The following is a 22797-nucleotide window of genomic DNA, read 5'->3' as shown; positions in this document are numbered from 1 at the left end:
ATCGGGCATTCCGACGGACGCCGATTGGGACTCCGATAATTTCGCAATTATCTTCTATCTGCAATGGTATATCACAGAAGCCCACTAGTCAGTTTTAGTGCTTATTAACACCGGGGCGTTGCGCGTCGGTTGCGATTACCTATCACTCGGCGGTCGACGACTCAAGCCGGTTTGCGAAATCTCGAATCGTCGGCGCGCACTTTGGATTGATGCCGGAAGTAGCAATCCGGCGAAACGGATCCGAGAGGTGGCTTCAGCCGGGTCGGTGACACAATGGTGCGCGTTCAAACGTTAACAAACCGTAAAGGCTGTCAACAACTGGGTAGCTCGGCACCCTCAACAGTCTGCGACAACCCCGTCGAAACCTTTGCGGAAAGAAATATCCATAATGCGCATCTTATCCAAATAGCGCAGAAAACTACTTGTCGTCCGGCTTCACTGGCTGATTTCCATGCAGATTAAAGGCGCTGTTAAGTACCCAGAGTGAGAACTTGGTACATTGATATTGAAATTCGGTGCTTACTTTGAATCTAAAATACGTAATCTCGGTGGATAGTATCTTTAAACTTGTTAAACGTTATCTAGAAAATAGAAGCGGAAACGTCGCGATCGTCGTAGCTCTTTCATTGGTGCCAATGATACTTTCGGTCGGAGCAAGTCTCGACTGCATCCGAGCATACAATGTCAGACAGCGTATGCAAAGCGATCTTGACGAGGCGCTTATCGCTGCCGTCAAGCAGATCGATACCTCTGATACGGATAGTCTGAAACAGAAGGTTGCGGATTGGTTTAGCGCTCAGCCTGGCAGCAGCTATTCGGTCAGCAACATCGTCATCGATACGACGAATCATAAGATAACGGCGACGGCGAGCGGAAGCATTCCAACAACGCTCATGAAGATAGCCGATATTAACGATGTTCCGGTCACGATTGCCAGTTCCGTCAAAGGCCCGTCGACGTCCTACCTGAACGTTTATATCGCAATCGACAAATCTCCTTCGATGCTGCTGGCAGCAACCACTGCCGGGCAACGCACGATGTACAACGGCGTCGGCTGTCAGTTTGCTTGCCATACTGGCGATGCGCATACCGTTTCCGGTACGAACTATGCCAACAACTATGCCTATTCCTCGGCCAAAGGCATCAAGCTCAGAGCAGATGTCGCGGTGGATGCTGTAAAAGAGGTCATAGATCTAATCGATGAGGCCGATAGCAACCATGAACGCATCCGGGTGGGACTATATAGTATCGGCGATACCACCACGGAAGTTCTCGCTCCGACATTCGTGACTTCCGATGCACGAAATCGTCTTTCCACGGATAGTTATGGGCTCACCAGCGCAACGTCGACGAACAATACGTTCTTCGATGTCGCCCTGCCTGTGCTGAAACAGAAGATCGGTAAGGGGGGTGACGGCAGTTCATCGGCCAAACCGCTCAAGCTGGTTCTCCTGTTGACGGATGGCGTGCAGTCGAAGCGCGAATGGGTGACGGACGGCGTTAAGGTGTCTGGAGGACAGGCCAAGACGGTCGGACCATCCTGGAACAAGGTCGCGCCGCTCAATCCGGACTGGTGTTCCGGCCTGAAAGGTCAATCGAACACCATGGCGGTGCTCTATACCGAATATCTGCCGATCACCACGGACTGGGGTTATAATGCCACTGTGGGCTCGACGATGGCGAGCGCCAGCTGGAAAGCGACATGGGGTGGCAATATGGACAGCGGCGTGTCCAGCAGCATCACGCGGCGCGACTACATTCCCTACGCGCTTGCCGATTGCGCATCGTCAAAAAGCTTCTTTATATCCGCCTCCTCGTCAACCGACATCGTGAACGGTCTGTCCGCGCTCTTCACCCAATATCTGGCATCAGTACGGCTCACTCAATGAAGACACGAATGATCAAGTTGTTGGGACGCCTTTTCCTGGAACGCAAAGGCGCGGCGGCAGTCGAATTCGCCATCCTGATATTTCCGCTGGCTATGCTGATTTTCGCAATCATCGAAGTCTCGCTGATGTTCTTTGTTGCCTCTAGCCTCGACGCCTCGGTCAAAAAAATATCGCGGATGATCCGCACCGGTGAGGCCCTAGCCAACAGCATGACGCTGACGGACTTCAAGGCCAAGATCTGCGCTGACATGACCTTACTATTCAGCTGTTCCGATAATCTGCTCGTCAAGGTCGATGTCATATCGAATCTTTCGGCTGTGACTAGCACAAACGCTATCGACAGCTCGGGAAACCTCGCCATTACAGAGACTTACGCGACGGGAAAAGCCAGCGACTACATGCTTGTGCAGGCGTTTCTCCCATGGAGCTCCGTCGTCAATTACTTCACACTTTCCAATGCAAAGCTCGCAGACGGGCGCTATCTTTTGGGTGCGACCACCTTGTTTCGCAACGAGCCGTTCTGACATGATAAGGACATCCCGCTCCGCATACCGCTTTTGTCGAGGTTTTGCGACGGACCGTTCCGGTGCCTCTGCGGTTGAGTTCGCGCTGGTTTTGCCAATCCTGATCCTGCTGCTGGCTGCCACCGTGGACCTTGGCAATGCGCTGACGGTCAGCCGCAAGATCGATCAGATTGCCACGACCGCAGGCAACGTGATCTCGCAGCAAAGCACATGGTCCAAATCCGATGTCGCCGGCCTTCTTTCGGGCATGAGCTTTATTCTGCAGCCCTATGATACAGCAGGATTGACGATCATCGTTGCCGCCGAGGATGTCAACAGCAGCGGAGCAGCGACGACAAATTGGTCGGCCGCGCTCAACACCAGTGCACTTCCGGCCGGCTCCGCCCCTCCGATCTCGATTCCGTCGGAAATACAGGAACAGGGCGTGCAGATTGTCCTGACACGGGTGCGGTACACCTTCACGACCCCATTGTCCGTTGTGCTTTCCTATTTCACGGGAACAAATGGCTATAGCTTTGATCGCTATTGCTTCAGCCGTCCGCGAACGGCTGACAAAATCACCTATAACTAGACTAAGGATAAAGTGGAAATGGGCCGCTATGACGATGATGTCCCATGGAGCGGTTTAGCTTCAGAGGGCGCCGAGCCTCCGGGGCAGAGCCGGGAACGAATCAGCTTGCCGCAGCGGGCAAGTTGATGAGTGGATCACGCTCATTGTTGCGATGGTTTCAAGGGTCATGTAGCGCGACCTCTGGACCGCCCATTCTAGGTTCTGTTCTAACAGCAGAGCGCCTACGAGCCAGACGATGGCATAGCCATCGGGAAAGATGCCGAAAACCTCGGTCCTGCCTTTAATTTCTCCATCCAAGCGCTAAATTAGATTCGTGCTGTAAAACTTGGTCCAATACTGCTTGGGTCATGTTCTCAAATGTCGGACAAATCGAGCGCTGTCGTGTCCTGAAACCTACATGATCGGGGAGCAGGAAAACCCCGCGATCATTAAATTTTTAACGAAGCCTCCAATCAAACCGCAAAACGCTTTCTATAAGTTCCACGGTCGGAACTTCAGGAAAGCATCATGCTGCTGGATCTCAGGACAATCTATTTCATTGTTGCCGTCAGCTGTTTCGTGCTGCGCATTCTCCAGCTTGCAGCCTATGCGACTGGTCGCTTCGAGAGGTGGCCGCTGTGGTGGGGCGTCAGCAACCTTCTTGTCGGCGTCGGCTCGTTTCCGTCGCGTTGCGAGAACTTGTTCCCTACAGAGCGCATGGAGAGTTCCGTTTTGGTGCTGTTTCACATGCGAGCTTTGCATTCTGCTTTCGCGATAGTTTGGAAACTTACGGATGCGGAACCGGAAAACCATGCCGCTCTGACAGAGCCGCAAGAATCTTGTCCTTTTCTGAGATGAACGAAAAGCCCTGATAAGTGCCCGTTTGATGAGGCGATGTTGCTCCATCCGCCAGCACCAGCAAGGGAAGGGATTGGTTTTCCTGCCCCACAAGCTCAATGACGGGAAGTCTCGGTCGAGGCCATTCGATCCGTTCGACATCGATGTGCTGCGCCAGCGTGGGGAACGATGCCAATACCCCTTCCATCAGCGCACAATGCCAGCAATAGAACCGCTGGCCTGGATAGGCCGGGTCTTCAAAACCTGGGCGTATCAAGAACAGCCTGTCGCGGTTCATCTTCTTCATCGCTTCCTTCATCTGGAATCTCAGGGCTGCAGCCAGTTTTCGACGCTTAGACCGGGTACATGGGAGAACTCGCGGACATTGTCCGTTACGATCGTCGCGCCGATTGCCAGTGTCTGGGCTGCGATCCAGGTATCATTTTCTCCGATCGGCGTTCCCTCGCCCTCCAGGAACGCTCGTATCCGTCCATAGTGCAGTGTCGTGTCGTAATCGATATCGACCAGCGGCAGCCGCTGCGCCAGGGTGGCCAGACGCGCGCGATTGCGTTCGCCATAGGCGCTTTTCTCCGCGCCAAACTCCAACTCGCCCAGCACAATCACTGAAAGCCGTAGAGTGTTCAACTCCGCCGTCTCCAGCCGCTGGCGGATCTCAGGTCGCCCCTTCAGAGCTGCGATCAGAATGTTCGTGTCCAAGAGGAAAAGGGCAGACACGATTTAGCTGTCCAACGAGGAAACGGCCTCAGCCGGCTGGTCTTCAGGCGCGGCCAGATCGATTTCCGCGCTATCAGTCCACAGATCACGAAAGGCGTCGGCTGCTTTACGGGAGTAATCCGGAACCAAGCGCGCGACTACCTTGCCATGCCGAGTAACGGCGATTTCCTCGCCTGCCTCGACCTCGGCCAGCAAGGCGGAAAAATGGGCCTTTACCTCAACGACGGGGACACTCTTCATGGCGACCTCAAGAAATGACTATATGGTCAGAATATAGGGTTGCGGCGGGTCAATGTCAAAAGGTATGGGGCGGGCACCGTAAACTTAACGGCCACGAGCTAGAGCGAGTCCCTCCATCGACTCGATCGGTTAAGCTTGCGCGATTTTGGCCAACAGGTTCATCGCCGTTGCGCGCAGTTCTTGTGAACCCACACTGAAACGCGACCCCGCCGATAGCTTCAGATAACCGAATGATATAAGAGATATTTTTGTTTTGATCGGGGTTCTGACCGGCGACGACTGGGATCCCGGCGATTTGCGATTGTCTTCCATTTTCAATGGTATATCACAGAAGCCCACGGGTCCCGTTTTGGTGCTGTTTCACACTTTGATTTAGCCGATGCAGGCTTACCGCGTCCCTTTTTTGGCTTCATGCCATGCAGCTTCTCAGATTATTGCGTGCGCTTCAATCGAAGCGCGATGTTTGAAACGCGGACGATCTTATCGATGTCGTGCTGGAATTCGGCGTGTTTTGCATAGGCGGATCGAGGCAACGGGAGAACCTAGAACTCACATGTCGGCGGGCTTACTTTTCAGAAAAGACAGCAGCAGGTCAGCGTCGTAAACGTAACGGCAAACGAGGACAGGCGATGACGGCCTCCGAGTTTGCCTATCACGCTCGCGCGATCGAGTCGATGGACAGACCGGCTATTGGCTCGTGGCCGGTCAAAGCGTTATGAAACTGAACACGCTGGCCATATGCGGATCTCCAATTAGGTGCTCCCCATCCCAGGATGTCGCCGCTCGAATAGAGGCCGAGTCTGCTTGTAAGGACACCGTGGTACGTAGCTAGTCGCGCAGGACGTGGCTGAAGAAAGCTTTGATCTGGTCGTTGAAGACATGGTGAAATGCCAAACGGTCGAAGCCTCCTCCGTCCACGCAAATAGCCGGTACGCTCGACGCCAGAGCAGGTGAGCACGGTGCCAGAAACGCAAAGTGGGCAGCCCCGGCAACGCTGTGATATTCCGGCCGCTTCGGTAGGTTCTCGGCCAAGGCACCGACATTCTGTGGCAAGGCGCCATCCCCGCCATGTTGCGAGGCCCACAGTTGAATGGGCTGCTGAACGACGATCAAGCTTTGTTTGGTCGCGAAAAAGCTAAGCGGGTCCGCCAGCACGAATGCTTTGATACGATTATCCAGAGACAGAGGCTGCATAGGCAATTCGTTTCGCCGTATTTCGCCACAAATCGGCGCCGGCTCCGGACAGGGTACGCTCGGGTCGTGAAAGTCCGGCTTGGCTCCTGCCAACACGAGACCGGTATAGCCTCCCCTCGAAAAGCCGAAGAAGCCGATCTTTTGAGCATCGATTTTCTCTGCATAGGCCGATTGGGAAAGCATGAAATCGATCAGGCGCTTGATGTCTGTGGGTCTTTCGACCATCACGGATATATCGCCAGCACGGCTCGGGTCTGCGTAATTGTCACCCGGGTGGTTGATAGCCGCGACCACAAAACCAGCGTCGGCAAGAGTTTCGGCCGTATCATGGTGACCTAAAGCGCTACCGCCATGGCCGTGCGAGATGATGATCAGCGGGAGCCGGTCTCCTACGACTGGACAGCCTTTCACGCCGAGCACGGAGATTGGCCCGAGCGAAATCGGGGATGCCTTGATGTCGCAGGGTGCCCAGACAAATGCCTGCAGCTCAGGGCCATGCTCATCGGCGGGAACGACAATTTTTGCCAAGCCCGCCGCATGAGCACAAGAAACGACCATACTTAGCCAAGCCGCAACAAGGAAAGTGCTTACGTGCATTCACGCCTCCGGGGTGTGATGTCTCAAGAGAATGGTTCGATGACAGGAATTAAAAGGTCGGTGATCAGGTTTTGATCCGGAACCGTGCCGGGGTGATTGCGATAGATTTCAAGAACCGGCCGGTGGTCCGGCTCCATGCCGCTCTGCGGCAGCCAACCGCCGAAGAGGGTCTGCACGGTGGAGGAAATGAGTGTGTAGGGTCCGACAAGACGATAGGCTGCATAGAAGCCGCCCGAAACCTCGCACCGCTCAAGGTCATCGTGTATCCGTTGGCCCCCAGACATCACCACGCCCGCGAAATAGCTGAAACCCTCCAGTTCTTCTGGATCGCCGTATGAAGCGGCCAAGCGCGCGCAATCCGGCCAAGGATAGCCTTGCTCGCTTGCCCACTTGCGCAGACGTCGAAATGAATGTGGGATCGTCGCGATTGGTCCCTCATGCCATAAGCCGTGCATGACTATCGGCGGCATCGTCACGAGGGTCACCGATCGCGAGTTCCCGACGATTGCCTGCTGCGTCTGAGATCCGGTCGGCGACAAGCCGGTAAATTCTCGAAAGGCTCTGGCAAAGCTTTGCGGGCTATCATAGCCAGCGTCCAAAGCGGCAAGGATGACAGAGGACGACCTTCCGGCAAGTTTGTGAGACGCTTCAGAAAGTCGCATTCGACGGACCGTCGTCGCGATGCTTTCTCCCGCGATCGCGCGATAAATGCGGTGAAAATGGAACGGTGAAAAATTTGCGACCGCTGCCAGGCTCTCGACGGTACGATCGGCCGCGGGAGTCATAGCAATCTCCGCTAGGACCCTTGCAACGCGCCGGCGATAATCGAGTTCCGTGCTATTTTTCATGGATGCGTGCCTAGCACGCCTCTGCATTCCAGACAGCGCAGAACTTGCGCAATTTTGCTGTCGCCATGCCCTCTCACCAAATAGAAACCTATACCAATGGTGTGAAACGGCACCGAAGTGGGACGAGCGCTACATAAAGGGCAATCGACAGCGCTTTCCGGAACATTATCTATGGGAGCGAAGTGTATTTCGGGCAACAGACCGGGAAATGTTCGACCGATGGCTGACACGGCTGCACTCCGATAGCGGCACACAGAACGGGATCGAAGGCGCGGCCGATTTGAACGCACTGAGCGTCGGCAATGAGATTGGGCGCAATGCCGACGGCGACGAGCGTCCGGTAAGAGCAGATGTGCGCCAATCTGTCGGCCTTCTTGAGGGCGCTACTCGCGAGCGGCAAGATCAGCCAAAGCGGCATCTCACAATGGCTAAAGGCTTTTGTAGGTCCTGATGTCGATCACAGGAGACGTGCAGCGCCCGAAACCCGAACGCTGGCGCCAGGTCGATCTGGAATAGTGACAATAGGGCGGCAAGGCTGCCCCATATGCTCACCCTGCATAATCTCAATGTTGCTGTCGTGGGGCCAGCCGAGATCCCGCAGATAACCGCCGAGGGCTGCCGCCGCCGCTCCGGTGGCGGCGTCCTCGAATACGCCACCCGCAGCGAATGCGTTACGAGCATGGAAACGGCTAGTCGTTGCGGCATAGACAAGCGCGATAGTTGCAAGGCCGTGAGCGCGCATCAGATCGGCTCCTGTTGCTAGATCGTAGGTCATCGCGGCAAGATGATCACGGCCGGAGAGAGCCAGTACGAGGTGCCGCGCACCGGCCTCGATGATTGCCGGTGGTAGATGATTGTCGAGATTGCCCGGCTCGAGCGCGAAAAGGTGCAACGCCGTGGTGAGAAGATCCTCGGGACATGGTTCACTTCGCGTCGGCGGCGACTGAAGAGCGGCGCCGAGCGTCGTCCCTGCGTGCCCCTCCACGGTGATTGCGGTGTCGTTGAGCTGCAGCGAGAATATTCCCTCGCCTCTGCTTCGGGCTAAGATCGCCCCCAACGCAATGGTCGCGTGACGACAGAACGGTACTTCCATTGCTGGGGAGAAATAACGAACGCGCCAAGCCTTCCCCATGGGGGCGGCAAACACCGTTTCGGAATAGCCGATCTCGCGTGCTATTCGCTGCATTTCATCGACCTCTGGCAAAATCTCGCAGAGCGCTACGCCAGCTGGATTGCCGCCTATGCCCGAAGTAGAAAATGCTGCAATGTGTTCAACTCGCATTCTTGCTCCCATGCCTACCATGTGCGCCGGGCCGGCCCACCTTTGTGATCCTCGGCGCCCTTCGAACTTTATTCCTCAGGGCAGTGTGTCGAAGTTGCCGCGGCGAAATGCCGTACGCTCCTTAAGACGCCCGAAGTAGGCGGCAACCGCCGGTAAGTCGGGCCGTTCAATCGGCGTGTTGAGCCAGCGGTTGACCGAGAGGCCGATTACGACATCAGCGACGGTGAATTCTTCGCCTGCAACGAAAGCAACACCCATCGAAAGCTGCCTTTCCAGAATCTCCATTTTGCTATTCCACTCGCGGGTGCTGGCGGCAATCATCGCGGGTTCAACGTAAGCCGCATCCTTGCGTACGAGGCCGAGGAATGCGCCACGCCAGGCACTGTTCAGATCCGTTGCCTGCCAGTCCATCCATCTCTCCACCAAAGCGCGCCGCCACGGACTAACGGGTAGAAGATCACCCCGGTCATGCTTGGAGGCGAGATAGCGGCAGATCGTGTTGGATTCCCACAATACTCCGTCCTCGCTTTCGACGACCGGAACCAACCCGTTGGGATTGAGCGCCAGGAACTCCGGCTGTTTGGTGGAAGAAAATCCGAGCCCCCAATCCTCGCGCGCATATTCGATGCCAATCTCACCGCATGTCCATAATACCTTGCGAACGTTGATGGACGATATCCTGCCGAGAACGCGAAAAGCACTCATAATTCACCCCGATATATCCGGGACGTGGATAGCTGAGGGGCCTCCAGCTTGCACGTACCAAAAATGTCATCGCGACAACAATTTACTCGAACGCGATAACAGAGTTTTTGCTACCGGAAGGAAGAGCTGGCTATTTTGCAATACCGTCGATGGCGCAAAGGCAACTGCCGTAATCTACAACCTTATGCTGACCTGCCGCGCCTGTGGCGTCGAGCGCCATTCGCCTGGTTGCGACGAGTCTTCACCGAATTGCCGCAGCGTCCTGAAGGCGCCAATATCGACGATCTACTCCCATTTAACCACGCCAAAACCTTTACCGCATAAGCCGTTGCGGCCTTCGACACTGCGTCAACACGCAGCGTAAGCCAAATACCAACGTACACACAGCAAGAATTACTGATTGGTCGAAGTGACGGCTATTAAACATCGACGAGCCCTCTGAAATGGAAGAGCCTTCATGCTCCACCCAACGTTACCGCGCGGTTTGCGACAGAGCCATCTGACAAGCCGATTAATGAGTTCACATTCTACTTCGCCGAAAATGACGGCACTGGAAATCGTTTATCAAAACTCTCGCTCTAAGCGCTTGTGTCCTACTTTCACAAGAACATCCTGCAGTGCATTGAGTAGCGTATCAGCATTTTCGCGAGAAAAAGGGAGCGGCGGCCGAATTTTGAGAACATTACCATCTCGTCCTGAGGCGCTTATCAATACACGCCGGTCGCGAAGCTCGCTGACAACATTCAGCGCGAGGGCGCTATCCGGCTCGCGACTGTCCTGATTGCGAACAAATTCCATTCCAAGAAACAAACCGCTGCCTCTGACATCTCCAATCGAAGCGTGCGTCTCTTTCAAGCTCCTCATTCCCGCGTGCAGGTACTCTCCTGTCTTGCGAGCGTTTTCCAGAAGGTTTTCGTTCTCAATAACGTCAAGTACGGCCGAGGCAGCAGCCAAAGAAACGTTGTTGGCCCCGAATGTGTTGAAGTAGCGTATATCCCGGCCGAAACACTCTTGGATGTCCGACTTCATAATGGCCGCTGCGATTGGCATTCCGTTACCCATCGGCTTGCCGGTCACTACAATGTCGGGGACGACTTCGTGACGCGCGAAACCCCACATGTTTGTGCCTATTCGCCCGAAGCCGGGCTGCACCTCGTCAGCGATATAAAGCACGCCAGCTTTTTTCAAAACATCGACAACGGGTTTGAGGAAGCCGGGCGGATCGGCAAAAACGCCATCCGAGGAAAAGATGCTATCGGCGATAAAGGCAGCTGGCGTGATACCGCGGCGGCGCATGTGGCCAATCGCTTTGTCGAGGTCCTGCGCCAATGCCGCACCCACATCGCGACCATTGGCGCGATAGGTGTCGGGCGCCGGCACTGTCAGCACATGCTGGCCGAGGGGTACACTATCCCCAAGCAATGGCGAGATTTCCGCCGCCGAGGCCGTGACGCCATGATAGGCGTTCTCCGTAATGATGATACCGGTGCCACTTGTATAATGGCGTGCCAATCGGAGGGCCAGATCAACCGCCTCGCTTCCGGTGCAGGTGTACATCACACGGTCGAGTTCGCCCGGAAATGTCGCCAAAAGCCTTTCAGAGTAGGAGAGGATTTGCTCGTTCAAATAACGTGTATGCGTATTGAGTTGCGACGCCTGGTAACTTATTGCCTCCACAATGTGCGGGTGGCAATGACCGACCGACGGCACGTTGTTATAGGCGTCGAGATAGGCTTCTCCATTCGGTCCGTACAACCATACGCCTTTGGCCTTTGTGACATGAACCGGATTTTCATAGAAGAGCCGATACGACGGTCCGAGTAGCATCTGTCGGCGCTCGATCATCTTTCGCTCTCGTTCCGGCAGGCTAGCGAGCCGCGCCGGGTCGAACCCGTTGACCATTGGTGCGCTCGGTTTGGAGGAAGCGTTTTCTTTCATGCTTTTGATCACCGATTGGCTTCGCGCAGTCTTTCGATAGCGACATTTCCTGGGATTGCATCAAGGCGCGCCAACTGCGCCCAAACGCCTGCACTTGGCATGGTTAAGCGTTGAGCGTGCTCGGGGAACAGCTGTGCCCGCCATCTCGGAATACAAAGCCGCATCACTAACCGCATGACAGCCGCCTTGTAGATCAAGGGGATTTCGGCATCGGACAGGGAACATTCGCTGCGATACCCTGCGATAAGATCGCACATCGCCTTTATCGCGTCAGGTTCATCCCCGATCTGATAGGCAGCAGCGACACCCACGTCGAAGAGCGTGGGCGCGTGCACCATATCGCCAAAATCGATGATGCCGGTGATTGTATCCGGCGCTGTCGTATCGACAAGGATGTTTTCCATGTTGAAGTCGTTGTGAATGACTTGGGCATCCAACGTATTCATGATCGGCATGACTGCCTCCTCGAACTCGTCGATCGCGTTTTCGAGGCGTGTTCGCTGATGTACGTCAGCGAAAGTCGGTAGGACTTCACGCATCCCTGCTGCATGTTTCAAATCCCAGGTGATGCGATGTGATGCGGCCTCATGTGAGAAGCCTTTCAAGGCTTTTTGCAAACGTCCGAGCATTGCGCCAACCCGCCGGCGCTGCAAAGGAGACTGCGGCGCGGTCCTTTGCGCAACGCCCGGCGCGAACGTGACCATGCGGACGCCGCGTTCGGTGCCATCGTCCGCCACGAAGCGAAAATCCGCAGCGCCCTCACGGGTGAGAATGACACGCTGGGTCGGAATCCCCGGATCCACCTCCTCCACATGCAAGAGTGCCAAACTGTGCATCGAGGTAACGAGAGGATCCTCTGCGGGATTGAGGATTTTTAGAAGATAGGGCGTGCCGTCCTCGAGCGTCACGCGAAAATTACTGTCCTTCTCGCCCCACAGCCATGTTGCGCGCCCAGAAAGGCCATAATGGTCGCACGCAATTTGCTGAGCCTGTTCCGAGGACACGGGGACGGAAGCAGTTTCCAGTTCGGCGCCGAGCACACCGATTTTGGAGTTTTTTTGTATGGCCGACATTGTACCGTCCACCCTTTTCGGGTACCTCTCTTGCAATTTCCCAAGCCTTCTGCGGGCAAAATCGAACTATGTCGCTTCGGTCACGAGCTTTGTATTGAAATAGCTTTCCATCGCCTCGGTGCCGCCTTCTGAGCCGTAACCGGAGTCTTTCACGCCGCCGAAAGGCAACTCTGGCAGCGCCAGCCCGTGGTGATTGATAGACAGCATCCCACTTTCTATATCGCGGGCGAGCGCGGCGCTTGTCTTCGCGGATTTGGTATAGGCATAGGCGGCAAGTCCGTAGGGCAGCCGGTTCGTCTCCAAGATGGCCGAGTCGTAATCCGCAAAAGCACTGACCAACGCGATGGGGCCGAAAGGCTCCTCGTTCGCAATGCGCGCGTCTTGCGGAACATCGGTGAGAATAGTGGGCTGGAAGAAATTTCCTCGATTTCCTAGCCTCTTGCCGCCGGTCGCAATGCCTGCTCCACGAGCGACGGCGTCCGCCGTCAATGCTTCCATGGCCTCGACGCGACGAGCATTGGCGAGCGGCCCCATGTTCACGCCGTCCATCAAACCGTCGCCCACTTTTATCGCTTCGGCTGCCTTCACACAGCCTTCCAGAAATCTCTCATACACGCTCTGCTGAACGAGAAAGCGCGTTGGCGCCACGCAGACCTGCCCGGCATTTCGAAACTTTGCGCCGCTCAATATTCGAACTGCCAGATCGACGTCCGCATCATCGAAAACAATGGCCGGCGCGTGTCCGCCCAGTTCCATCGTCACGCGCTTCATATGGGCACCCGCGAGCGAGGCGAGCTGTTTTCCAACCGCCGTCGATCCCGTGAAGGAGATTTTGCGGATCACCGGGTGCGGAATGAGGTAGCTCGAGATGTCGGCCGGTATCCCGAAGACAAGATTGAGAACGCCGGCCGGCAAACCTGCATCAGCGAATGCACGAATAAGTTCAGCACAGCTCGCCGGCGTCTCTTCGGGTCCCTTCAAGATGATCGAACAGCCGGCAGCAAGAGCTGCCGACACCTTGCGCACAGCCTGGTTCAATGGAAAATTCCACGGACTGAAGGCCGCCACCGGGCCAACGGGCTCCTTTACGACCATCTGTCTGACATTCATCGCCCTTGGGGGAATCAAACGACCGTAGGCGCGTCGAGCTTCCTCGGCGAACCAGTCGATGATGTCGGCCGCACTCAAGGTTTCCGCCAGGGACTCGGCCACCGGCTTACCCTGTTCCAGCGTCATTGTCCTGGCAATCGCCGCTGAGCGCCCACGCAGAATTTCAGCCGCCTTGCGAAGGAGTTTCGCCCGCTCGAACGCGCTGACCTGACGCCATTGCTGGAATCCGGCCGACGCCGCGTCAAGTGCTTCGTCGAGATCATTGTTGCTGGCATTCGAGACGTTGCCGATGACCTCGCCTGACGCCGGATTTACGACGGGCAGTCGCTCATTCGAGCCATCGCGCCAGACGCCGTTTATATAGAGCCTCGTGTTCGGATACTCAGACATTTCAGTTCCATCCTTTTTCTCAGTAACCGAGGGCACAACCGTCTTTTCTATGATCGGAAGCGCCCAACAAGGTGCTATTTTGATCATCGATCCAGATCGCCTGCGCACCGCCGATCGCCCATTTTGGAGCGACAACCTTAAAACCGCGAGCTTCCAGATCGTTGCCAATCGCGTCTCGAAGCAGCGCCTCCGTCTCAACCGTGGCCGTGCCCGGAAGCGGGAACAGACGCGGAAGATCGACTGCGCTTTGAATATCGAGGTCGTAGTCAAAAAGCTTGGAAAGGAATTGGGCGTGACCCATTGCCTGGTAATGCCCTCCCATGACGCCGAATGAGAGCACGGATTTTCCAGCGCGCGTCACCAGTCCCGGAATGATTGTGTGCATTGGCCTTTTGAGCGGACCTATCGCGTTCGGATGCCCCTCTTTCACGACGAAACTCTGGCCGCGATTGTGAAACAAGACGCCCGACTTCGGAGCCATCAGGCCGCTTCCGTAAGGATGGAAGATCGAATTGATGAAGCTCGCGACATTTCGGTCCTTATCGACCACCGAAATGTAAACCGTATCCGAATGCTCGACACCGTCGATAATCGCTCCGGCATCGACCGCTTTTTGCAGATTTATTTTGGCAGCAAGATTATCAACGAACTGATCGGACAAAAGGTGTTCAACCGGGACAAGCGACGTTTCCGGCTCGGCCAACCATCGATCGCGTGCCGCATAGGCAAGCCTCGTTGCCTCCACCTCGATGTGCAGATTATCGGCGCTCAGTGGATCGCCTTTGCGCTCAAATCGCTCCAGAATCCTGAGGATCATGAGCGCGATGATACCTTGACCGTTGGGCGGGCATTCATGCACAGTCCATCCTCGGTAGGTCGCACTGATTGGTTTCACATATTCACCGGCAGCAGAGGCAAAGTCCTCCGCCGTATGCAAACCGCCCAAAGACTGCAGCTTGGCCAGCATATCCTCGGCGACTGGGCCGCGATAGAACCCGTCACGACCCGAGATCCCGATCGCTTCCAGCGTTTGCGCGAGTTCAGGCTGACGATGGACCGATCCGACCGCGGGAACCTGGTCGTCGGCCAAAAAGATGCGACGGGTGGACGGATCACGTAGCAGCAAGTCTCGCTGGTTTGAAATGTCGGCCGCCACCCTCGGTGTGATCCCATAACCGTCTCGGGCCAGCGAGATTGCGGGGGCAAGTATCTCCGTAATCGGCATCCTGCCGTGGTCGGCGACCAGGCGTGTCCATGCATCCACCGCGCCTGGAATTGTCACGGCATGGGGCGATGACCGGTCAATGGCGGTAATGCCGTTATCCTTGTACCATTCGTATTTCGCCGCGGCGGGCGTCCGTCCAGATCCGTTGTAGGCCACGACCTGGTCGCCGCCGTTTGCCGTCAGCAGCGCGAAGCAGTCACCACCCACGCCGGTGGACCCAGCCTCAACCACGCACTGGACGGCGCAGGCACCGACGGCGGCATCGATGGCCCTGCCACCGCTCTTCAGTATCTCGATCGCAGTCATGGTCGCCATCGGATGTGAGGTCGCCGCCATCCCGCTGCGGCCGACTGCGATCGATCTTCCCGGCGTTTCGAAGTTGCGCATCTTATCCCCCTGTCCTCAGTACAACCCGTTCGTCTTGGCCCAGGTATAGGTGTCGTCCAGGGCGCGGGCCGAACGATCGAACAACTCGTTGATCTGCGCCTCGGTTATGATCAGCGGCGGGCACAACGTGTAATTGTCGCCCAGCGCACGGGTGATGACACCGTGGGCCTGTGCTCTTCGTCCGGCGTGGATAGCAATGCCATGGGCTGGATTGAACGCTTCCTTCGCCTCCTTGTTGCGAACGAGTTCAAGCGTTCCGATCAGACCGCGACCACGGGCGTTGCCAACGAGCGGATGCGCGCTCAGATCATTCAGTCGGCGCTGAAACAGCGGCGCCACGTCCTGGACATGGCCGACTATGTCGCGCTCCTCGTATATCCTGAGGGTTTCCAGCGCGACGGCCGTGGCGACTGGGTGGCCGCCATAGGTGAAGCCATGCCCGAAGGTTCCGATCTTCTCGCTTTCCAAAACGACCGCAGAGTGGATCTTTTCATTGATCATCAGTGCCGAGATCGGCTGGTAAGCTGCCGAAAGCTGCTTTGCCATCACGATCATATCGGGTTGCAGCCCGAAGCTTTCGGAACCGAACATCGTGCCAAGCCTGCCGAAGCCGCAGATCACCTCGTCTGCAATTAGCAGCACATCATATTTCCTCAGGATCGCCTGAATTTTCTCGTAGTAGGTTGGCGGCGGGACGATGCAGCCGCCCGATGCCATAAGTGGCTCGGCGAAGAACGCACCGATTGTTTCCGGGCCTTCCGCAAGGATCAGCCTCTCGAGCGAATCCGCGCAACGTGTGGCAAATTCCTCTTCCGTCTCACCTGGTTGACCGTAACGATAGAATTCCGGGCAGTCCGTATGCAGGACGCGGGCGATCGGCAAGTCGAAATCACGGTGATTATTAGGGAGGCCCGTCAGGCTTGCCGAGGCTATGGTCACGCCATGATAGGCACGCATACGCGAGATGATCTTTTTCTTTTCCGGCATGCCGATCGCATTGTGATAATACCAGACAAGTTTCATAGCGGTGTCATTGGCCTCGGAACCCGAATTGGCGAAGAACACCTTCGACATCGGGACAGGCGAAAGCTGAATGAGTCTGTCGGCCAGTTCGATGGCCGTCTCATGCGATTTACCGCCGAAGCTGTGATAGAACGGCAATTCCTTCATTTGCCGGATTGCGGCATCGACCAGCCGCTGTTCGCTGAAGCCGAGCGACGCGCAAAACAGCCCCCCAAGACCTTCGATGTACTTATTGCCCTCGCTGTCGATGACATGGATCCCCTCACCCCTTGCAATCACCAGCGGACCGTCCTTCAAATGTTGCGAGGCGTTGGTATAGGGGTGAAGAACAAAGGCAGTGTCCCGGGCTTCAAGGGAATTGAGAAGGATAGTCACAACGGCTCTCCAAATGAGGTGCTTTCGATAGCGACGCTTGGCAAAGCTTCGCCGGTCAGCCGATGAAACCTTTTGGTACACCGGCTGCCATTTTTGTCGGGGTCAGAATTTCAGCGCTCAATCAATCAAGATTTGTCTTGATCCATTTCTGCGCAAGCTTGTTGATTGTACCGTCCGCCTTGGCTGATTTGATCGCCGCATCGAACATGGACTTCAGGATCGTATCGTCCTTGCGAAGTCCCGCAGCGATACCCTGCCCGAAGACGCCGCCTTTGAAGGTCGGACCGGCTATCGTGTAGTCTTTGAAATCATCCTTTCGAAGCGTTGCGGTCAGCGATGTCTTCTGCGCGACGACTGCGTCGATGCGGCCGGCCTGGAGATCCAGATCATGCTGCTCGACGGTTTTATATTCTCTTGGATCGACGACGCCCTTGAAGTAGGTGTCGAGGAACACTGCGTTCGCCGTCGATACCTGGGCGCCGACCGCCTTGCCCTTGAGGGCGTCTCGAAGCGGCTGCAATTCCTGCTCGACCTTCGCTTTGTCTCCGGCAAGATCGACCGTGGTCCCGGTACCTGGCAGATTTGCAAGCGGACCGGTCTTGTCGACCATGAAGGCCGCTGCAGTCGGGGCATAGGGCTCGCTGAAGGAAATGACGGCAAGACGCTTTTCGGTAACGATCATCGAGGCCATGATGGCATCGAATTTTTTCGCATTGAGCGACGGAATGAGACCGTCCCAATCCTGGGCGACGATCGTGCACTTGATCTTCATGCGGGCGCAAAGGTCGTTGGCAAGATCGATCTCGAACCCGGCAAGCTTGCCATCAGGCCCGGTGAAGTTCCACGGTTCGTACGCGCCTTCAGTCGCAATGGTAATTTCGGTTGGCTTTGTCTCGGCGGTGGCAGCGCCAGCAAAGGCGACACCCAGCAAAACGGACGTCAGCAAGAGTTTTGATAATTGCATGTTGCATTCCCCTTTTTGTTACCCCTGTCCTTTTGTGGACAGGGCGATTGCAGCATTCACAACGCCCAACCTCAGTCGCTAGGACGCGCGAATCTTGATTGCCTCCACCGTCAGGCAAAGGAGTTCGAATAAAACCTGCGCCGCGATTTGCGCCGTGTTCGTTGTCGGATCGTACTGCGGAGCGACTTCGACGACGTCGCCGCCGACGATGTTTAATCCCGCAAGACCTCGCAGGATGCCCAGCGCCTGGGCGGAAGTCAGCCCACCGACTTCAGGCGTTCCCGTACCGGGCGCAAATGCCGGATCGAGAGAATCGATGTCGAAACTGATATAGGTCGGACCCGAGCCGACGATTTCTCTCGCCCTTGCGATGACTGCCCCTATGCCGATATCGCCAACCTCTTCGGCATGAATGACGGTCATGCCGGACGCATACGAAAACTCCCATAGATATTCCGAATTTCCTCGAATGCCGATCTGAACCGTCCGCCGCGGATCCAGCACGCCGTCGAGAACCGCCTGACGGAAGGGGCCGCCATGATGGAATTTGCACCCCTCAAAGGAGCCGCTGGTATCGCAATGGGCATCGATATGGATCATCCCCACCGATCGATCCTTGCCGACGGCCCGGAGAATGGGAAGACCGACCGAGTGGTCGCCGCCGACCGCCAAAGGCATAACGCCCGCCTTGACCACCCCAAGGGCAAATCGCTCGATATCCTCATGGGATGCAGCGAGATCAAAGCGGCTCCTGAACGGAACATCGCCGACATCGGCGATCCGTGCATGGGCAGTCGGTACGGCGCGCAACACATGTTCATAAGGACCGACCCGATCGACATTTCGAACGGCACGCGGCCCGAACCGCGCACCCGATCGGTTCGTCACGCCAAGATCCATCGGTATCCCGAAAAGCGCGATGTCGATGCCGGTAAAATCGGGTGACGCGTCTGGACGATAAGGAGCCTTCAAAAGCGTTGGCATACCGCAATAGGGAGCCTGACGGCTGTCTCCATCCCCGAAGACCAGCTCGGCAACCTTTCGAAACTCCGGATCGAACATCTCGCCGCCCGAAGCGCTCGAAAAGCGTTCCCGCAGTTCTTCCAGACTTAGAATCTCCGGCATCGGGCCTCCATTTGTCCTGTACCCACAAGCCGCCTCCAAAATGCAGACGAAAGGCCATTGCTTGTTGTAGCCAACATTGTATACATAATCGTATTCTCCTTGATCAAGCAAGAGGGAAAAAGTTATGGTGGCACCGACAGGACCCGCTGAACGGGCGAAAACATGGAAAGGGAATTGATTGGCATCGACCAAAACGGAACAGCGAGGCTCTCTGCGTGAGAGCACGTACTCGCAGCTGAAGGACCTTATCCTCAGCGGCCAACTACGCCCCTCCGAGCGCCTGTCGGAAAACACGCTTGCGAAACGCTTTGGCGTCAGCCGGACGCCGTTGCGCGAAGCGTTGATGAAGCTTGAAGAGGAAGGGTTGATCGTCGGACAAAGAAACATCGGATACACGGTCACCGATCTGGACGTCACCAAATTCTGCAATTTGCTGGTTGTTCGCGAGGCGCTCGATGTTTGCGCAGCACAGCTTGCCTGCGAAATGGCGACCGAAGAAGACCTTGATAGGCTTCGAAGCGTAATCGCCCAGATGATTGAGCTCAAGGAGACGACCAACGAGGCGCCGTCCGACGCCGCCCGCAACCTCGACCTTGGACTGTACATCCATCGGGTCATTGCGGAATCGACTCGGAACGAGGCTCTCGTAAGGGTAACCGACCAGGTCTACCAGCAGCTTCGGTTGGCCCTGTGGCTGGAAGTTCTTTGGGTCGATCTCGAGCACACCGATCTCGATGAGCATCGGGCAATTGCGGACGCTATCTGCGCACGCGACCGCGAGGCGGCTGCAAACGCGGCGCGCGCGCATGTGCAAAGCTCTCTCAAGAACATGTCGAAGCTCCAGCGCATTTGGGCGCATCGGCGAACTGTCGACTGAGCCAAGCCAAGCTTTCACAAAGAGGGTCACATATGGAGCTTATCTATAGTTCTCTGGCACTCGTCGGCGCCGGACAGACAGGCTGGGGTCCACTCCTTTTGAGTGCCGCCGCGATGACAATTGGCGTTTCCGTGTGTGGTTTTCTGGCTGGAACGGTCATCGGCTCCGTTGTTACCTTTATGCAGTTGTCGCCGCACATGGCCGTTCGCTGGCTTGCCGACTGCTACACCACAATTCTCCGCGGTGTGCCGGATCTTCTGATCATCTATCTTTTCTATTTCGGCGGAAGCTCGCTGCTCGGATCTGTCGGTGGGCTGTTCGGCTATCATGGATTCATCGGAATGCCCGCTTTCCTAACCGGGACCCTGGCACTTGGCGTCGTCTCGGCCGCCTATCAGGCCGAAGTCTTTCGTGGCGCCTTCAAATCGGTTGCGCGCGGCGAAATCGAAGCGGCCAGCGCCGTTGGCATGCGGCCGTGGCCCAAGTTCAGGCGCATCATCGCGCCTCTGGTGCTTCGATACGCCATTCCGGGGCTTGGAAACACCTGGCAACTTGTCCTGAAGGAATCGGCATTGATCTCCGTGACCGGCCTTGTCGAACTCCTCCGGCAATCGCAAATCGCCGCCGGGTCCACACGCCGCCCGTTTGAATTCTACCTGACAGCGGTCATCCTTTATCTCGTTATCACCTGGGTCTCCTCAATCCTGTTCAGGAAAATGGAAGTCCGAACAACCCAAGGGATAAGGAGGGCCTTGTGATGGATATTGGCTTCATGAGGGAAACTCTCCTCACTCTTCTGACCGGTTTGCCACTAACCATCGAACTCGCAGTCACATCCATTCTGGCGGGGAGCGTCCTGGCGCTTGTGATCGCGCTCTTTGCGGTGATGGGCGGCACCATCGGCCGGACCTTAACTCGCGCTTATGTCTTCGTGTTCAGGGGGTCACCTCTCCTTGTCCAAATGTTCCTGATCTACTATGGCCTCGGTCAGTTCCGGCATGGACTGCAGGATCTTGGCGTCTGGTGGTTCTTCCGTGAGCCTTATTGGTGCGCCGTACTGGCGTTGACGCTGAACACAGCCGCCTACTGCAGCGAAATCTTTCGAGGCGCCCTGCAGGCCGTTTCCATGCAACAGGTCGAGGCCGCGCGCGCCTGCGGCATGTCAGGCATCCTGTTGTTTAGACGGATCATTCTTCCGGTCGCCATAAGGCACGCATTGCCTGCCTATGGCAATGAGATCATCTTGATGGTCAAGGCAACGGCGCTTGCTTCTGTCATCACCATCATGGAAGTCACCGGTCTCGCGGGAAAACTGATCGCGGACAGCTTTCGGGCTTTCGAAATCTTCATCGTTGCAGGGGCGATTTACCTTGCGATCAATTTCGTCGTCACGCGTATGCTCATGGTGGTCGAATTTTGGCTTTCGCCACATATGCGCATGCCACCCAATCCTACCACTTAACTGGAGTGCGCATGTCCGTCAGGGGAACAATCTTGGTCAGCGATAACATACAAAAGAGCGCTGCCGTTTCGGTCAAGGATCTCAGAAAGTGCTTCGGCCCGCTGGAGGTTCTCAAAGGCGTTTCGCTAGAAGCTCACGAAGGCGACGTCATATCGATCCTGGGCTCTTCCGGCTCCGGAAAATCGACGATGCTCCGCTGCATCAATATGCTTGAAGTGCCAGACAGTGGCGAGATACGCGTCGGCGGCGAGATGTTCTCGCTAAAAAAGGGGCGCCACAGGACCGAACCCGCCGACCGCAAACAGGTCGATCGGCTACGCGAACACATCGGCATGGTGTTCCAGAGCTTCAATCTTTGGTCACACATGACCATATTGGAGAACGTAATCGAAGCGCCGGTACACGTGCAGAAACGCAACCGAGCCGAATGCGTCGCGGAAGCGGAAGCGCTGCTCGAACGAGTTGGAATCGCCGACAAGCGAAATTTCTATCCAGCGCATCTATCTGGAGGTCAGCAACAACGCGCGGCGATTGCTCGCGCACTTGCGCAGCGACCGAAGGTCATGCTTTTTGATGAGCCCACCTCTGCGCTTGATCCCGAACTTGTTGGCGAAGTGCTTAAAGTCATGCGGTCGCTTGCCGAAGAAGGTCGAACCATGCTGGTCGTGACGCACGAGATGGGGTTTGCACGAGACGTTTCCAACAAAATCGTGTTTCTCCACAAGGGGATCATCGAAGAGGCGGGCGAACCTGTGGAATTGTTCAAGCATCCAAAATCCGAGCGCTTTCGACAGTTCCTCGCACACGAGCGACGCTGAGAGGTCCACAACGGATACAGCTTCGGCGATCAATAACCGGGGTGTTTCGCCTGAGGCCGCGCGACATACTCTAGAGTCAAGCTGTCACGATCATTGCATAGCCGTAGATCTTCTCTGATGTGAAGGGATTAGAACCGCTGTTTTCGTGTCGCATCCCACATTATCAATGACTTTGGTATCCGATCCAGCATAGTGCGCGTTATGGAACTAACCAGTTGATATCGTTATTGTCTTACAGACTTAGATGGCGATTTTATACCCACGTTTCCTAGCGTTACACCTGCTTCCGGTAGCCTATTTTGACTACAAGCACCACGAGGCGTTGATCCTGCAATTCGCAGATAATCCGATAATCACCGATACGGTAACGCCACAAATTGCCCAGCTTGGCTCCCTGCAAGGCTTTTCCGGCTTGTCGAGGATCCTCATCCTTGCAATCGGCGATGCCCCTCCCCCACTCCCTGGATTCGGCTCGCAAGCGCCGCCGCAAAAGAGATGTACGCCGGAAGAGGTATCCGGCGCCTGGTTGACCTTTTCAGTGGGAGCGATATGTACGCCACGCTTCGAGCGCTTTGCGGCGGACCGAGCCGGGGCGGCTGGCAGCTTTTTGCAGTTGGCCGTTCCGGCTC

The 22797-nt window shown here is 56.2% G+C and carries 22 protein-coding genes and 3 pseudogenes; 9 read left to right on the top strand and 16 right to left on the bottom strand.

Annotated elements, in window-relative coordinates; all coding sequences use genetic code 11:
• Window positions 1–542: 542 nt before the first annotated feature.
• From FHT85_RS26800 to FHT85_RS26790, 3 genes are read left to right on the top strand one after another with little or no spacing between them, the layout of a single operon-like run.
• Window positions 543–1889, top strand: coding sequence for a pilus assembly protein TadG-related protein (locus FHT85_RS26800; protein ID WP_312861367.1), 1347 nt, complete (start codon window positions 543–545; stop codon window positions 1887–1889).
• A gap of 8 nt (window positions 1890–1897) precedes the next feature.
• Window positions 1898–2413 carry a TadE/TadG family type IV pilus assembly protein gene (locus FHT85_RS26795; protein WP_246780104.1) on the top strand — a complete coding sequence of 172 codons (516 nt, stop codon included), beginning with the start codon at window positions 1898–1900 and terminating at the stop codon, window positions 2411–2413.
• 1 nt (window position 2414) lies between these two features.
• Window positions 2415–2984 carry a TadE/TadG family type IV pilus assembly protein gene (locus FHT85_RS26790; protein WP_183774572.1) on the top strand — a complete coding sequence of 190 codons (570 nt, stop codon included), beginning with the start codon at window positions 2415–2417 and terminating at the stop codon, window positions 2982–2984.
• A 100-nt stretch (window positions 2985–3084) separates the two neighbouring features.
• Here FHT85_RS26790 and FHT85_RS30665 read toward each other — a convergent pair.
• Window positions 3085–3311 (bottom strand): annotated as a pseudogene (locus FHT85_RS30665) (transposase); the annotation flags it as partial.
• Window positions 3312–3491: 180 nt separating this feature from the next.
• Here FHT85_RS30665 and FHT85_RS26785 point away from each other — a divergent pair.
• Window positions 3492–3674: pseudogene (locus FHT85_RS26785) on the top strand (GGDEF domain-containing protein); the annotation flags it as partial.
• Between the two features lie 76 nt (window positions 3675–3750).
• Here the strand turns inward: FHT85_RS26785 and FHT85_RS26780 are convergent.
• The 7 genes from FHT85_RS26780 to FHT85_RS26750 form a co-directional block, all read right to left on the bottom strand.
• Entirely contained in the window at window positions 3751–4098 is a 348-nt protein-coding gene (locus FHT85_RS26780; protein ID WP_112412231.1) for a DUF3088 domain-containing protein, read from the bottom strand.
• Window positions 4099–4127: 29 nt separating this feature from the next.
• Window positions 4128–4535 (bottom strand): PIN domain-containing protein, encoded by a 408-nt coding sequence (locus FHT85_RS26775; RefSeq protein ID WP_183774569.1) that lies wholly within the window; start codon window positions 4533–4535, stop codon window positions 4128–4130.
• Window positions 4536–4538: 3 nt separating this feature from the next.
• Window positions 4539–4775: a type II toxin-antitoxin system Phd/YefM family antitoxin gene (locus FHT85_RS26770; protein ID WP_112400388.1), complete on the bottom strand. Its 237-nt coding sequence runs from the start codon at window positions 4773–4775 to the stop codon at window positions 4539–4541.
• A gap of 828 nt (window positions 4776–5603) precedes the next feature.
• Window positions 5604–6566, bottom strand: a complete 963-nt coding sequence (locus FHT85_RS26765; protein ID WP_183774566.1) for an alpha/beta fold hydrolase — start codon at window positions 6564–6566, stop codon at window positions 5604–5606.
• A gap of 23 nt (window positions 6567–6589) precedes the next feature.
• Window positions 6590–7351, bottom strand: coding sequence for a GyrI-like domain-containing protein (locus FHT85_RS26760; RefSeq protein WP_246780103.1), 762 nt, complete (start codon window positions 7349–7351; stop codon window positions 6590–6592).
• 520 nt (window positions 7352–7871) lie between these two features.
• Entirely contained in the window at window positions 7872–8696 is an 825-nt protein-coding gene (locus FHT85_RS26755) for a PhzF family phenazine biosynthesis protein (RefSeq protein ID WP_112400392.1), read from the bottom strand.
• A 75-nt stretch (window positions 8697–8771) separates the two neighbouring features.
• Complete coding sequence (locus FHT85_RS26750; protein WP_112400393.1) at window positions 8772–9401, bottom strand: glutathione S-transferase family protein; 630 nt, start codon at window positions 9399–9401, stop codon at window positions 8772–8774.
• Between the two features lie 73 nt (window positions 9402–9474).
• On the opposite strand from FHT85_RS26750, the pseudogene FHT85_RS26745 reads away from it, so the two are divergent.
• Window positions 9475–9725, top strand: a pseudogene (locus FHT85_RS26745) (transposase domain-containing protein); the annotation flags it as partial.
• Window positions 9726–9965: 240 nt separating this feature from the next.
• Here the strand turns inward: FHT85_RS26745 and FHT85_RS26740 are convergent.
• From FHT85_RS26740 to speB, 7 genes are all read right to left on the bottom strand, one after another.
• The gene (locus FHT85_RS26740) at window positions 9966–11339 is read right to left on the bottom strand and encodes an aspartate aminotransferase family protein (protein ID WP_409527357.1); all 1374 of its coding nucleotides are present in this window, start codon (window positions 11337–11339) and stop codon (window positions 9966–9968) included.
• An 8-nt stretch (window positions 11340–11347) separates the two neighbouring features.
• Window positions 11348–12412 carry a phosphotransferase gene (locus tag FHT85_RS26735; RefSeq protein ID WP_112400394.1) on the bottom strand — a complete coding sequence of 355 codons (1065 nt, stop codon included), beginning with the start codon at window positions 12410–12412 and terminating at the stop codon, window positions 11348–11350.
• A 66-nt stretch (window positions 12413–12478) separates the two neighbouring features.
• Complete coding sequence (locus FHT85_RS26730; protein WP_112400395.1) at window positions 12479–13912, bottom strand: NAD-dependent succinate-semialdehyde dehydrogenase; 1434 nt, start codon at window positions 13910–13912, stop codon at window positions 12479–12481.
• Between the two features lie 19 nt (window positions 13913–13931).
• On the bottom strand, window positions 13932–15524 hold the full coding sequence (gene ggt, locus FHT85_RS26725; protein WP_112412217.1) for a gamma-glutamyltransferase: 1593 nt from the start codon (window positions 15522–15524) through the stop codon (window positions 13932–13934).
• 15 nt (window positions 15525–15539) lie between these two features.
• Window positions 15540–16922, bottom strand: a complete 1383-nt coding sequence (locus FHT85_RS26720) for an aspartate aminotransferase family protein (protein ID WP_112400397.1) — start codon at window positions 16920–16922, stop codon at window positions 15540–15542.
• Between the two features lie 121 nt (window positions 16923–17043).
• Complete coding sequence (locus FHT85_RS26715; protein WP_112412216.1) at window positions 17044–17886, bottom strand: transporter substrate-binding domain-containing protein; 843 nt, start codon at window positions 17884–17886, stop codon at window positions 17044–17046.
• A 78-nt stretch (window positions 17887–17964) separates the two neighbouring features.
• Window positions 17965–19011, bottom strand: a complete 1047-nt coding sequence (gene speB, locus FHT85_RS26710; protein WP_112412215.1) for an agmatinase — start codon at window positions 19009–19011, stop codon at window positions 17965–17967.
• Between the two features lie 178 nt (window positions 19012–19189).
• Between speB and FHT85_RS26705 the strand changes: the two genes are divergently transcribed.
• Genes FHT85_RS26705 through FHT85_RS26690 form a run of 4 tightly spaced genes read left to right on the top strand, consistent with a single transcriptional unit; the run spans window position 19190 to window position 22168 of the window.
• Window positions 19190–19888, top strand: coding sequence for a GntR family transcriptional regulator (locus tag FHT85_RS26705; RefSeq protein WP_112412214.1), 699 nt, complete (start codon window positions 19190–19192; stop codon window positions 19886–19888).
• Between the two features lie 32 nt (window positions 19889–19920).
• Window positions 19921–20646, top strand: coding sequence for an ABC transporter permease (locus FHT85_RS26700; protein ID WP_112412213.1), 726 nt, complete (start codon window positions 19921–19923; stop codon window positions 20644–20646).
• Window positions 20646–21350 (top strand): ABC transporter permease, encoded by a 705-nt coding sequence (locus FHT85_RS26695; RefSeq protein ID WP_112412212.1) that lies wholly within the window; start codon window positions 20646–20648, stop codon window positions 21348–21350. Before FHT85_RS26700 ends, FHT85_RS26695 begins: the two co-directional genes overlap by 1 nt.
• A gap of 11 nt (window positions 21351–21361) precedes the next feature.
• On the top strand, window positions 21362–22168 hold the full coding sequence (locus tag FHT85_RS26690; RefSeq protein ID WP_112412211.1) for an ABC transporter ATP-binding protein: 807 nt from the start codon (window positions 21362–21364) through the stop codon (window positions 22166–22168).
• Between the two features lie 274 nt (window positions 22169–22442).
• Here the strand turns inward: FHT85_RS26690 and FHT85_RS26685 are convergent, their stop codons facing one another.
• Window positions 22443–22646, bottom strand: a complete 204-nt coding sequence (locus FHT85_RS26685; RefSeq protein ID WP_409527356.1) for a type II toxin-antitoxin system RelE family toxin — start codon at window positions 22644–22646, stop codon at window positions 22443–22445.
• Between the last annotated feature and the right edge of the window lie 151 nt (window positions 22647–22797).

The sequence above is a fragment of the Rhizobium sp. BK312 genome, assembly GCF_014193605.1.
In the GTDB taxonomy this organism is placed as follows: Bacteria; Pseudomonadota; Alphaproteobacteria; order Rhizobiales; family Rhizobiaceae; genus Rhizobium.
The sequence above is the reverse complement of the archived record's forward strand: the minus strand, read 5'-3'. Positions and strand labels throughout refer to the sequence as shown.